This is a genomic window from Nocardioides sp. 1609, from assembly GCF_004522105.1.
Taxonomy (GTDB): Bacteria; Actinomycetota; Actinomycetes; order Propionibacteriales; family Nocardioidaceae; genus Nocardioides.
Window position 1 is genome coordinate 53,189 of the sequence record NZ_SPUJ01000009.1, and the last position, 12,585, is coordinate 65,773.

10 protein-coding genes are annotated in these 12,585 nt (G+C 71.4%); 2 read left to right on the top strand and 8 right to left on the bottom strand.

Annotation, left to right across the window (positions count from 1 at the left end; translation table 11 throughout):
- Positions 1 to 183 precede the first annotated feature (183 nt).
- The 7 genes from E4623_RS21010 to E4623_RS21040 form a co-directional block, all read right to left on the bottom strand.
- The gene (locus E4623_RS21010) at positions 184 to 657 is read right to left on the bottom strand and encodes a hypothetical protein (RefSeq protein ID WP_134768539.1); all 474 of its coding nucleotides are present in this window, start codon (positions 655 to 657) and stop codon (positions 184 to 186) included.
- A gap of 220 nt (positions 658 to 877) precedes the next feature.
- A complete protein-coding gene (locus tag E4623_RS21015) occupies positions 878 to 1,222 on the bottom strand; it encodes a cupin domain-containing protein (protein ID WP_134768540.1) in 345 nt (114 codons plus the stop codon).
- Positions 1,223 to 1,418: 196 nt separating this feature from the next.
- Positions 1,419 to 1,880, bottom strand: coding sequence for an SRPBCC domain-containing protein (locus E4623_RS21020; protein WP_134768541.1), 462 nt, complete (start codon positions 1,878 to 1,880; stop codon positions 1,419 to 1,421).
- A 9-nt stretch (positions 1,881 to 1,889) separates the two neighbouring features.
- On the bottom strand, positions 1,890 to 2,543 hold the full coding sequence (locus E4623_RS21025; RefSeq protein ID WP_134768542.1) for a dihydrofolate reductase family protein: 654 nt from the start codon (positions 2,541 to 2,543) through the stop codon (positions 1,890 to 1,892).
- A 1-nt stretch (position 2,544) separates the two neighbouring features.
- Entirely contained in the window at positions 2,545 to 2,883 is a 339-nt protein-coding gene (locus E4623_RS21030; RefSeq protein WP_134768543.1) for a metalloregulator ArsR/SmtB family transcription factor, read from the bottom strand.
- A gap of 148 nt (positions 2,884 to 3,031) precedes the next feature.
- Complete coding sequence (locus E4623_RS21035) at positions 3,032 to 3,961, bottom strand: LysR family transcriptional regulator (protein ID WP_167736791.1); 930 nt, start codon at positions 3,959 to 3,961, stop codon at positions 3,032 to 3,034.
- Between the two features lie 174 nt (positions 3,962 to 4,135).
- Complete coding sequence (locus E4623_RS21040; protein WP_134768545.1) at positions 4,136 to 6,613, bottom strand: alpha-L-rhamnosidase C-terminal domain-containing protein; 2,478 nt, start codon at positions 6,611 to 6,613, stop codon at positions 4,136 to 4,138.
- A gap of 631 nt (positions 6,614 to 7,244) precedes the next feature.
- Between E4623_RS21040 and E4623_RS21045 the strand changes: the two genes are divergently transcribed.
- Positions 7,245 to 8,447 (top strand): hypothetical protein, encoded by a 1,203-nt coding sequence (locus E4623_RS21045; RefSeq protein WP_134768546.1) that lies wholly within the window; start codon positions 7,245 to 7,247, stop codon positions 8,445 to 8,447.
- 145 nt (positions 8,448 to 8,592) lie between these two features.
- Here E4623_RS21045 and E4623_RS21050 read toward each other — a convergent pair whose 3' ends face one another.
- Entirely contained in the window at positions 8,593 to 10,503 is a 1,911-nt protein-coding gene (locus E4623_RS21050; RefSeq protein ID WP_134768547.1) for a GAF domain-containing sensor histidine kinase, read from the bottom strand.
- Between the two features lie 10 nt (positions 10,504 to 10,513).
- Between E4623_RS21050 and E4623_RS21055 the strand changes: the two genes are divergently transcribed.
- The gene (locus tag E4623_RS21055; RefSeq protein ID WP_134768548.1) at positions 10,514 to 12,544 is read left to right on the top strand and encodes an ATP-binding protein; all 2,031 of its coding nucleotides are present in this window, start codon (positions 10,514 to 10,516) and stop codon (positions 12,542 to 12,544) included.
- The last annotated feature ends 41 nt before the right edge of the window (positions 12,545 to 12,585 follow it).

Sequence of the window (12,585 nt, forward strand, 5' to 3'; positions counted from 1 at the left end):
AGCCGCCAGCGGATCTCGCTGGCGGCTGTCGTGCAGGTCTGCCGGTCGCGGGTGCGTCGATCCGTGCCGGGGACACCTCTGGGGGCGGGGTCGGCCATCAGCCGGCTCGACGCCGACCGGCGCCGGTCTTCGGAGTCGGCTGGCCCGGCCGGCCTACGTCGGCAGCGCAGACGGCGCCCTCGGTCAGGCGGACGACGCCCGGTGACCCCACTCCAGGGCGCTCTCGCGGGACCTGGCGCGCCCGCGGAGTGAGATGGTCGCCCGCGAGCGGCCGCTCGTGCCGCGCTGCGACTCGGCGGCCCGCCGGCCAGCGACGACGTGCACCCGCTGCACGAAAACCACGAAGCGCGCCTCTTCCTCGAGGCCTCCCACCGGGGTGACGTCGACCGCGAGCCACAGCCCGTCCGGCTCGAAGAACACGGCGGCCTTGCCCGTGCCGGCGCGCTCCTTGGCCACGGCGGACGAGGTGACCTGGAGGTCGAACTCGACCGCCCGGGCGTGCGCACCGCGGGCCCTTCGCAACAGCTGCGTCGCCTCGACGAACGCCCGCTCCTCCGACGAGATGACGCCGGCGGGAATCCACGGCGCCCGTGGGCCGGTGGCGTCTATCCCGGGTCGGACCTTGTCCCCGTTGACCCAGACATCTCCCCAGCTCATCCAGGCATCCTCGCACTGGTCCCGGGCCCGGCGTGGACCTTCCGCTCGCTGCTCGACCAGCGTCCGCGTCTGCCGCGCACCGGACTCGGGCAGGTGTGCCTGCGGCGGTACGTAGCCGGGTCATCAGAAGAGTCAGTCGCGCCGACCTGGGCGAACGCCCCCCCACCAGGTCTCGCCAGAGTCGACGGCGCCCACGGCTCCTGCTGGTCTCACCGTGTGCTCACGTCCCTGGCACACCGTGCAGGGCGACGGTCAGCAGCACGGCGGCGTCCTCGACCGCCTCGAGGTCGTGTCGCGTCGCCGGGATCACCACGAGGTCGCCGGTGGTGCCGACCCAGAGGTCGTCACCGGCATGCAGCCGGACCGTGCCGCGCAGCACCTGCAGGGTCGCCTCCCCGGGACTGCCGTGCTCGCCGAGCCGACGGCCGGCCGCGAGGGCGATCAATGTCTGCCGCAGGGCGTTGCCCTGCCCGCCGTACAGCGTGTGCGCGCTGCGGCCCGCGCTGTGCTTGCGTGCCACCGCGAGGTGCTCCTCGACCTGCGCCTGTAGCGGGATGGTGTCCATGGGGTCTCCTCGATGTGGGCTGCCGATGGTCGGTCGCGCGGAGTGGGTGCCCAGACACCGAGCTGTGCACGGCGCGCACCGCGCCGCTCCGCGGACGAGCACCTCCAGCCGAGACTGCCCGACCCAGACTAGGCCCGGCAGGATCTGGGGCCGGCCGGCACTTCCTGGGGTCCTGTTCCACCGATCGATCGTCAGGTCAGGTCAGGTGGGTGCCCAGGAGATCGAGGATTGCTCGGCTGCCGGCTTCGCGGTTCGGACCGTCGGTCCAGTACTGGTCGAAGAAGACGCCGTGCTCGGCGTGGGTGAGCTGGGTGCCTCGGTCGGTGGGAACGAGCTCGTACGACGCGATGGAGGTCGACATGTGGGTCCCGTCGAGCCACATGTCGTAGGTGGTGACGATGCGTACGTGCTCCACGATGTCGGTGTAGGTGGCGACGTAGCGCGAGAGGGGACCGTCGTGGAACGTGCCCTCCGCCACGTCGCGCCCGCCGACGCGGAAGTCGTACGCCCACTCGCCGCGCACGAAGGCGTCCGCGTCGCCGAACCAGGCACGCTTCTGGTCCTCCTCGGCGAAGGCGCTCCAGACCCGCTCGACGGGCGCGGGGTAGTCGCGGGTCAGGGTGAAGCCGGCATGGGCCAGGCGACGTGTGACGGTCACGGTGCGCTCCTACCTGTCCTGGCGGGTGAAGGTGACGTGGATCGTGCCGCTCTCGGCGACCTCGATCGTCGTGCGGTGGGTGTGCTCGAACCCGCGCAGGTCCTCCCACACGCGGTGACCGCGATCGAGCACGACGGGTGCGATCGCAACGTGGAGGTCGTCGACGAGGCCCGCCCGCAGGAACGCGCGGGCAGTGCCGATGCCGCCCCCGACGCGTACGTCGAGCCCGCCGGCGGCCGCGACCGCCTCGGCGAGCACGTCCTCGACGGAGCAGTCGCGGAAGCGGAACGTCGTTCCTCCCTGCATGGCGACATCGGGTCGCGGAGCCGTGCTGGTCAGCACGTAGACCGGGACGCCGAACGGTGGCTCGTCGCCCCACCATCCCTTCCACTCGGGGTCGTCCGGGAACGAGTGCAGACCGAACATGGCGGCGCCCATGATCTCGGCGCCGATGCCCTGGAAGAACGCCGCGGCGTAGGCGTCGTCGACACCGGTGGTGCCGGCGCCACTGGTGTCGCCGAAGACGCGTTCCTTCACGGTGCGGGTCGCGACGTAGGCGGTGGTGAGGGGTCCCCAGTCGTCTCCCATCGGGTTCTCGGGTCCGCCCCCGACCGAGGTGTGGCCGTCGAGGGAGCTGAACAGGTCGATACGGACGCGGGTCATGTCAGGTGGCCTTCGGTGCGGAGCGGGTCAGGTGGATGCCGAGTCGGTCGGCTTGCCGTTCGGCCGGCGTGCGTTGCTCGCCGAGCCACAGGTGCAGGACGTCGAGGGCGCCCGGGCGCAGGCTCACCGTGCGCACCCGGCCGTGCTTCTCGGAGGTGACGACGCCGGCGTCCTCGAGCACCCGGAGGTGCTGCATCAGCGACGGCAGCGCCATCGAGAAGGGCGCAGCCAGCTCCGAGACGACAGCCGGCGAGACCGCCAGCATCTCGACGACAGCCCGACGGGTCGGGTCAGCCAAGGCACGGAGGACCGAGTCCAGCTCGCCACCATGGTTAGGCATGCGCCTAACTATGCGGCGGGAGCGGGTCGCCGTCAAGCGGCCACCGCGCCTGCCATGGACGTCGACGGGGCGACCGGTCTCGTCGAACCCCTGAGCCCATCTCGTGGCGTGGCCACCCACACCCGGTCGCGCGATCGCCCGCCGACGGTCAGGCCAGCCCGGGCCGCGGCGCGCGGCCGTCCATGACCTGGTCGACGACGGACCGCAACCACGTGTGCGCCGGGTCCGACTCCCAGCGGAGGTCCCACCAGAAGGTGACGTGGAGCGGCTGCACGGCCCACGGGCACTCGAGGATGCGGACACCGGCAGCGGGGGCGAGTCGTTCGGCCACGGCGCGCTGCATGATCCCGAGCCGGGTCGTGCCTGCGACGAGGAAGGGGACGGCGGTAAAGCTCTCGGTGAAGACCTCGACGACAGGCTCGACGCCGTGTGCCATCAGGGCGTCGACGTGCACCCGGAGTGGCGCGCCGCGGATCGTGGGGGCGACCCACGGCAGCCGTTGCGCGTCGGCCAGGGTCAGGGCATCGCCCACCTCGGGGTGCTCGAGGTCGACGACGCACACCCAGCTGTCCGACATCAGGCCGGTGCAGCTCTGGTTCGGCATCATCTCGCGAGGCGCGAACCAGCCATCGGTGCCGGCGACGATGTCGTCGTAGGTACGGAAGGGCTCGACGAACGGTGCCACGAAGGAGAACGTCACTGCGGGCGCGTGCTCGTTGAGTGCTCGCGTCAGGCTCGGCGCCAGCGCGACCTGCATGGCCTCGCTCCCGGCGATGACGAAGCGCCGGGTGCTGATCAGGGGGTCGAAGGCGTCGATCGACCCGACGATGCTCAGCCCGGAGCTGATGTGGTCGCGGACCCGGGGCGCCAGCCGCTCGGCCAGCGGGGTGAGCAGGTACCCGTTCCCGTGCCTGGTCAGGAGCTCGTCACGGAAGTGGCGCCGCAGCCGCTGCAGGGCGTTGCTCATCGCCGGCTGGGTGACGCCCAGCCGACGAGCGGCACGGGTCACGTTGCGCTCGGTGAGCAGGGCGTCCAGGGCCGGCAGCAGGTTCCAGTCGATCCGACTGAGGTCGCTCACGAGGCTCCTATGCGGTGGGGCGGGAGAGGGGATCGCCGGAGCGATGAGGTCGCCGTCGCCCTGGGTCGCAGTGTCATCCTCGCGAGACTCTCCGGTCAACGTCGAGCGGACCCATGACCCCTCGAGCCGGTTGCGGTCGGACGGGTCCGACCGCAACCGGGTCTCGCGCGAGGATCAGCGGCGGACGGTGAGCACGACGACCTCGGACCTGCTCGCCTCGACCTGCGCGCTGTCCTTGAAGACCAGCCGGAGGCGGTGCCGTCCCGGGGCGAGCTTGGGGAGACGTACGACGCGTCGCTTGCCGCCGGCGGCGAGGCTGACGCGGGCCCTGACCTTCGAGCCCTCCTTGACCAGGAAGACCCCTCGGGGGTTGGCCAGACCGCGCACCGCGACCTTGGCGATGGCGACCGCACGGGTTCCGCGGTCGACGGTGGCCTTGCGCAGCTTCAGGGTCGCTCTCGAGGGGAGCTTGGTCGTCGGGGGCGTGACGGCCGGTGCTGCGGTGAACTCGTAGGTGCCCCCGCGCGAGACGGTGACGACGAGGTCCCCGTCGACCACCGATGCCGCGGTGATGCCGGTGGTCGGCGTGAACTCCTGGTGGGCCCACACGGTGACGCCGTTGACGGCGACCGAGGCGGTGGCCGACGGCAGCGGGATGCGGACCGTGCCGGACGTCGACGCCGGTGCTGCGAGGTCGAGGTCGAAGGTCGAGGCGGCGCGCTGCCACACGACGTCGATGGTGTCGCCGTCGGCGGTGGGGACGCTGCCCTGTGCCCACGTCAGGTCGCCCGGTTGCGGGGCGACCTCCCAGGAGGCGTAGCCGGGGTCGACGGGAGCCACACCGAGGACGTCCTCGGTGAGGACGTTGGTGATGCCAGCGCCCCAGCCGTGGGCCATGCTGTCGGCCGGGCGGAGCACGACGCCGTTGCGGTCGAGGAACTCCCAGGTGGTGCCGGTGTAGTACGGGCCGGTCGGGTCGACCTGCTGGCCCCAGTAGGTACGGGCGAGGTCGAGCCCGTCCTTCTCGGCGCCGGCGGCGAGTCGTCCCTGGACCGTCCAGTAGTTGGTGAGGGGCTCGACCTCGTGGCCGTTGCCGTCGGCTCGGCTGGAGCCGCCGGCGATCTGGGTCATCTCGATCCCGTAGGGGGTCTCCGCGCCCTCCAGCGTCTTCAGCAGCGCCGCGGAGCGACCGTCCGGCACCACTCCGAGTCGGAGGGCGTTGGCGTTGGCGTCGGTCGCGATCGTGGCGGCGTTCGTCGGGATGTCGAGGCTCAGCGGGAAGGCGCCGAGCTCGTCGTTCCAGAGGTGGTCGAGCATGGCCTGCTTCAGCGCCGTGGCGTCGTCGGCGTAGGCCGCAGCCTTGGCACTGTCGCCGAGCTGGTCCTCGAACCAGCTCGCGCGCTGCAGGAGCTCGAGGTAGACCATGTTGTACTCGCTGACCTCGCCGGAGAGGGGCGTCTGCCAGTAGTCGGGCTCGGAGACGACGTCGACCAGGCCGCGCTCGTTGATCTTGGTCGCCTGGTAGGCGATGGCGGCCTCGATCTGACCCTTCAGGCTCGCCGCGAACTCCTCGTCGCCGGTGTAGCGCAGGTAGTCGATCGCCGACAGCGCGGTGTAGTTGGAGTAGCTGTCGGAGTAGTACATGAGGAACGGCAGCCAGGTGGTCCCGGCCAGCCGGCCGTCGGGGCGCTGGTTGGCGAAGAGGTCCTGGATCGAGCCCTGGTAGTAGGAGCTCGCCTCGGGCCCGAACGCCTGGTGCGCGACGGGTCCCTGGATGACGATGTCACCGGACCAGACGCCGCGGTCGCGCTTGGCGCCGTCGAACATCACGTCCATGCTCTTGCCGGTCACCTCGGCCGAGGCCATCGTCATGGCGTTGGTGTAGGCGCCGGAGTACCAGGCGCGGTTGAGGGTGTCGTCGCTGGAGAGGAAGTGGCCGGCGTAGTCGTCGGCGTCTGCGGCGTAGGCGGCGTTCGTCAGCCGGTTGGAGGAGATCGTGATGGTCCCCGGGGTCGTCAGCTGGACGGCCTGGAAGCGGAACCCGCCGTACAGGTTGGTGGGGGTCACGTCGCCTGCGGCCGAGACGGGGACGGTCTGGGTCGAGGTGAGACCGAATCCGCCGCTGTCGCCGACGATCTGGTCGGCCGACCCGGCGGTGACCGGGGTCCGGGCGTAGAGGGTGCCGTCGACGGGGGTGTCGATGCCGACCCCGGACCCGGTCGCTCCCGCGGTGCCGACCGAGGTGACGACGGCGGTCAGGTCGCCGACGTAGATCCGCTGGCCGACTCGGAGTCCCGCGGTGGAGGCCACCTTGATGACCGTGTCGCCCTCGCCGGCCTGCGTGGCCAGCGTGGTGGGTCGGTAGAGGCCGAACCGGGTCTCGCTGGTGCTGACCTTCAGGGCGACGTCTGTCGCGCCGTCCGCGGGAGTCACCGAGTCGGCGGTGATCGTGAACCGGCCGCTGTGGAGGATGCCCCAGTCCAGCAGGACGGTCGCCGGGTCGGCGGCATCGACCGTCGTCAGGGTCGCCGAGCCCGTTCCGTCGACGAGTGCGCGCGCGTTGGTGACCGATCCGGAGGTGTTCACCACCTTCTCCGCGGACTGCACCGCCTCCCCGTCGCCCAGCACGTAGTCCCGCCACTGCGCGGACATCGGCAACCGCGCTGTGTCGGCGACCCCCGCCGGGTCTTCAGCCGCCTGGGCGGGCGCGGCAAGGCCGCACACGAGGAGGGACGCGGTTGCGGCGACGGCGATCGATACCGTCCTGCGCGGACGGCGCCCCTCGGGGTGTCCTTGCGAGAGATGGTGCACGGTTTCTCCTCTGCTCCGGGTGGGTGTGTCCGCACGGCGCCGGCGTGTCCGTCACCGACGAGCGACGAGGGCTCGGGTGGGGACGCCACGACGCCGCGTCGGACTGATCGGCTGTGGACACGCAGCCGGCGCGGCCACCCCATGTCGTACGACCGAGTGAATCGTTTCAGGTGGCGCTCGTCACTCTCGCCCACCGCGTGTGACTGACGCAACACATTGGCCGGATCGCACCCATTCCCTCTTCGTATACCCGGCTATGACCGCCCGTGCCACCGGACCGGACCGGTCGCCACCTGGTCCGGCTCGCTCGGAGCGAGCGTCGGTGAGAGTGCTGTCGGACGCGTCGACACGTGCGGTCGGACCGGGTCCTGGCTCCGGCGAGACCACCACCTGAGGTTCGACGACGGTCACCGCGACACGTCCCTGATCGCTTGCTGACAGGTCGCTGACATCCGCCCGCCAGGATGCCGCCATGACACGCATGACAACGCTGATCCGCCTCTCCGTGGCCGTGGTCCTGGCCGCCGCACTGCTGGCCGCGCTGCCGCTACCTGCCGGCAGTGCGAGCGTCGACAACCCGGTCCCCCCGGCCGTTCGGGTCTTCGACTACGACCTGGGCGACGGGGCCATGACCGTCGCCGGTTTCCACGCCATGGACCCACGTGGGATGCCATCGCCGGACCTGGCGCCCATCGAGCTGACCGGCCGGGTCTACGCCCCAGCGGACGCAGCCGGGCGTCGACTACCGCTCGTGGTCATCGCCCACGGCCTCTTCTGGAGCTGCGCCGACGAGGAGGCCGACAAGGTCGAGATGGGCTGGCCGTGCCAGGGACCCTTCACCGGTATCGACAGCGACCGAGGCTACGACCACCTCGGCCGCACCCTCGCCGCGCGCGGCATGGTGGTGGTCTCGGTCGGCGCCAACGGCGTCAACGCCGGTGAGCTCGGCGATGTTGCCGACCGGGCTCGCGCCAAGGTCGTCTTCCGTCACCTCGCGATGTGGCGCGACCTGGTCGAGCACGGCACGGGCCCGCTCGTCGGCGCGTTCCACTCGGCCCGTACCGGCGCCGCCGTCGACCCGGACCTCGACGGTGCAGCCGACCTCCGCAACGTCGGACTGGTCGGGCACTCCCGCGGTGGACGCGGGATGATGTGGGCCGCGGCGGAGAAGAACAGGGACAAGGTCCCCGAGGGTGTCCGGATCAGCGCCGTCTTCGGCCTCGCGGCAGCCGGGCCGCCCTTCATGGACAAGAACTTCCGGCGCGTCCAGGTCACTGACACTCCCCTGATGACCTGGTCCGGGACCTGCGACGCGACCGGTCGCGACGAGTACAACAGGCTCGCCCGCCGCCAGGGCAACCCGGTCAACATCGGTATCACCGTGCACGGCGCCAACCACAACAACCTCAACACCCGGTGGGCCGCCGGCGGCGGTGCTGGCGGCGAGGACGACGCTCTCCACCCGGCGGGCCACCCCGGACGCTGCACGGACGGATTCTCCGACGAGACGTCACGCACCCTTGGCCCCCGCGCCGAGCGGACCGTTGCGGCTACGTACGTGCGGGCCTTCCTCGCCCGCTACCTCCAGCACGACCGGTCCTACGACCCCATCCTGCGTGGACGCGTCCACCCGGTCGCCGGGCTCACCCAGGTCGAGGTACGCCGATACCGTTGAGAGCCGCGACTGCGCCTCCGGTCCGCACGAGCGGGTCCGAGGTCGCTGATCTGGCTGTCTGGGTGCCGTCGTCCGAGCCTGGGGTGATCGTCCACACCGACCCCGGGGCCCAGGTCACCTCCGGATCGTGGCAGGCACTCGCACCTCAGCCGGGGATCGTGAGGGTCACCGTCGTGCCCTGACCGAGCTCGGACTCGAGCTGGACGGTGCCTCCGTGGTCCTCGGCGATGCGCCGAACCAGAGCGAGACCGATGCCAGAGCCCGGTATCGCCTGCGCGTGCACGGTGTGGCTTCGGTAGAAGGGATCGAAGACAGCAGTCTGCTCGTCCGCAGCGATGCCGAGGCCTGTGTCGGTGACTTGGAACGTGACGTTGTCGTCGTGCGAACGCACCTCGAGCCCGACGGATCCGCCGTCGGGGGTGAACTTCACGGCGTTGCTCAGCAGGTTGAGCAGTGCTCGCTCCAGCTCCAAGGCGTCCGCCGAGACCACGAGGCCTTCGGCGACATCGATGGACGTCCCGAGATCGCGCCCGATCAGGTCTGGCTGGAGGCCCTCCCAGGCCAGGTCGACCAGGGCCATGACGTCGACGGTGGTTCGGACGCGGTCGCTGGCGGTGGCGTCGATGCGCGCCAGGTTCAGCAGGTCCTCGATGAGGTGGAGGAGGCGTCGACTGTTGCGGTCCACACGGTCGACCATGGCGCTCTGGGAACTGGACAGCTCGCCGGCGGCGCCGTCGGCAAGGAGCTCGGTGTAGCCGAGGATGCTGGTCACCGGGGTGCGGAGCTCGTGGCTCGCGGTGGCGATGAACCCACTGCGGGCGACGTCGAGGGCCTCGAGGTGCCGGACGACGATCTCCTGCTGTCGGACCGTCTCGCGAAGCAGGTGCTCGGTCCGGCGGCGAGCACTGACGTCGTCGCCGACGACGACGTACCCCTCGACTCCTCCGTTGACGTCCTGCACGACGCTGACCTGGACCGAGATGACCCGATGTGAGCCGTCGGTGGCCTCGAGGATCCAGTCCGCTGCACCGCCCGCGCCACTGTCGGCACCGGCGCTGGCGCTAGAGACGTCGGGTCGAGCGATCCGTGCGAGGTCTCCCAGCGTCCATGAGCCGACGATGGACGCGCTGTCGTGCTCCAGCGCGAGCACGGCCGCACGGTTCATCATCGTCACCACCCCCTCGCCGTTCGCGAGGACGATCATGGTGTTCTCGGCACCGTCGAGAACGCTCAGGAGTCGCTGGTGGTCGAGCTGCGTCTCTCGCCTGCTCAGACCCAGGGCGATCTCGGTCTCGACGGCGGTCACCAGGTCGCCGAGCCCCGTCAGCTGGTCCTCGGTCCACGTGCGTGGCACGACGTCGACCACGCAGAGCGCGCCGAGGACCTCTCCGTCCGGGTCGTGGAGGGGGAGGCCCGCGTAGGACACCACGCCGTCCTCCAGGACCGCCGGGTGCTGGGACAACACCGGGTGGACCCGAGCGTCCTCGACGACGAGGGGCGCATCGTTGATGACGACGAACTGGCAGAACGAGTGCGAGATCGGCCGGTCGCGCAGATCGGAGTCCGAGCCGTCCGCACCGTAGACGCTGGGATGGATCTGGCGGTCCGAGGTGACGAGGGAGACGGCGGCAGTGGTGGCTGCCGTGGTCTGGGCCGCGAGGCGCGTGATGGAGTCGAGGGCCAGTCTGCGTCTCGCATCGATCAGCCCGGTCTTGCGAAGACTCTCCAACCGGTTCTTGGCCCTGAGCCTGCCGTCCCGATCGGTGAAGGTGAATGGGACGGTGACACTTGAGCTGGTCATAGACGTCCATCTGCGTGGGGTCTCCCAGGACAGCACAGTCTGGGCCTGATCGCGGCTTCCTAGCGATGTTCCGTGAGGACCGGGGACAGGACTGGTCGCTCGCGAGGCAGAAGAGTGTCGCTCCCGGGCCGACGTGCTGCCACCGCAGGTTCGCTCAGTCCCGGTGACCCTCCGAGGGGCGCTGGACCATTTCGCTCGCTCAGACGCCGTGATCTGATCGGCACTTGCCCCGCGCGTGCGGCCGGATGCCCCCATACTCTCGAGGGTGAGGGAGCGACTCGCGGCGGTCGCCGGCCAGGTTGCCCGTGCCGCGGAGCACCGGGGCGCCGGCTTCGACCCCGCCGTGGCGGCGTCCCTCGCCGCGGTGGTGGAGGTCCTGTGCGAGGAGTACGGCGGCCTGCCCACCTTCGAGGACCCGTGGAAGGACGGGGCGGAGCCCGACCGGGCGAGCCTGCTCACCGACCGGTTCGGTCTCGACGGCCACGAGGTCCGGCTCCTGGTCACCGTGGCGGCAGGTGAGCTCGACCTCACCTTCGCCGGCGCCTACGACCTCCTCGGTGGTCGGCCCGGTCACGGTCTCGTCACTGCCGGCCTGGCCCTCGAGCTCTGCGGTCTGCCCACCGCCACCGCCGCCGGCGGACGGCGGCTCGCCCCGAGCAGCACCCTGCGGCGCACCGGCCTCATCGAGGTCGCCCACCCCGAGGCGCCCGAGGCCTGGCTGAACCGCCTCCTGCGGGTCCCCGACCGCGTACGCCGACACCTGCTCGGCGAGCACGCCGGCGGGCCCGAACCCGACGTCGAGCGAGCGCGCGTGCAACCAGTGCCGGTCCGTTCCGACACCTCACGGGAGGTGGCCCGCGCGGTGCAGCGCGGCGCCCGGCTCCTCCACCTGCACTCCTGGCCCGGTGCGGCGGGGATCGCCACGGCGGCGGCGGGTCTGGAGGAGGTGGGCCTCACCCCGCTGGTCGTCGACGTGCGCGTCGTCGCGATCGAGGACGTCGTCGAGGTGCTGCGCCGCGCCGTCCTGGAGGCGGCACTGACTGGCGGCGCCCTGGTGGTGACCGGCGGCGAGGTGCTGCTCTCCGACCGGGACCGGCGGCGGCTGCTGGAGCCGCTCGACGGCGCGCCGGTACCGGTGGTCCTCGTCGCCCACGGCGCCTGGCACCCGCGCGCGCTCTCCTCGGTCCCGCTCAGCCTCGCCGCGCCCCACCCCACCGGCAAGGACCGCGAGCGGCTGTGGCGCGAGCACCTCGGCGCCGAGGTGCTGGAGGACAGCGACTCCCCGCCGGTCTCCACGCTGCGGCTCACGCCGGAGGAGATCGCAGCGACGGCAGGCTACGCCCGCACGGTGGCCGCCCGCCTGGGCGAGCCCCTGAGCACCCGGCTGGTGCGCGAGGCCGCACGCGCCATGAGCGTGGGCGCGAGCCGGGGCGAGGGCGACCTCGGCCGCGGCCCCGTCCGGGTACCCGCCACCTTCGCCGACCTGGTGCTGCCCGACCACACGCTCGGCGAGATCAAGCGGATCGTGCGCTGGGCCAGCCGGCGCGACGACGTCATCGCCCGCACCCAGGTGCACGGCAAGGCCGGCAAGGGCACCGGCCTCGCGGCGCTGCTCACCGGCAACCCCGGTACGGGCAAGACGCTGGCCGCGAACGTGGTGGCCGACGAGCTCAATCTCGAGCTCATGCAGGTCGACCTCTCCTCGATCGTCGACAAGTACATCGGCGAGACCGAGAAGAACCTGGAGAAGGTCTTCGCGGAGGCCGAGAGCCGCGACGTCGTGCTGTTCTTCGACGAGGCCGACGCCCTCTTCGGCAGCCGCTCGGTGGTCAACGACGCCCGCGACCGCTACGCCAACCAGGAGATCAGCTACCTGCTCCAGCGCATCGAGCACTTCAACGGCATCACGGTGATGGCCACCAACCTGCGCGGGAACCTCGACGCCGCCTTCTCCCGCCGCATGCAGTTCATCGTCCACTTCCCCGACCCCGACGAGCCCACCCGGCGCCGCCTGTGGGAGCACCACCTCACGATGGCGGGAGCGCTCGACCCCGACGACCCGGTCGACGTCGCCTACCTCGCCCGCACCCTCGAGCTCGCCGGCGGCGACGTCCGCAACGTGATCCTCGGCGCGACCTACGACGCCGCCTGGGACGAGGCCCCGATCGGCATGCGCCACGTGTGGGCGGCGGTGGTGCGCGAGCACCGGAAGCTCAGTCGGATCGACCCCGTCGCCCCTCCTCCACCGGACGCCGACGTCGGGACCGGACCGGCACGACCACCGGCGTCGGCCTGATCCGTGGGGACGGCACTCGCCCCGTCCGCGGGCGCTAGCGT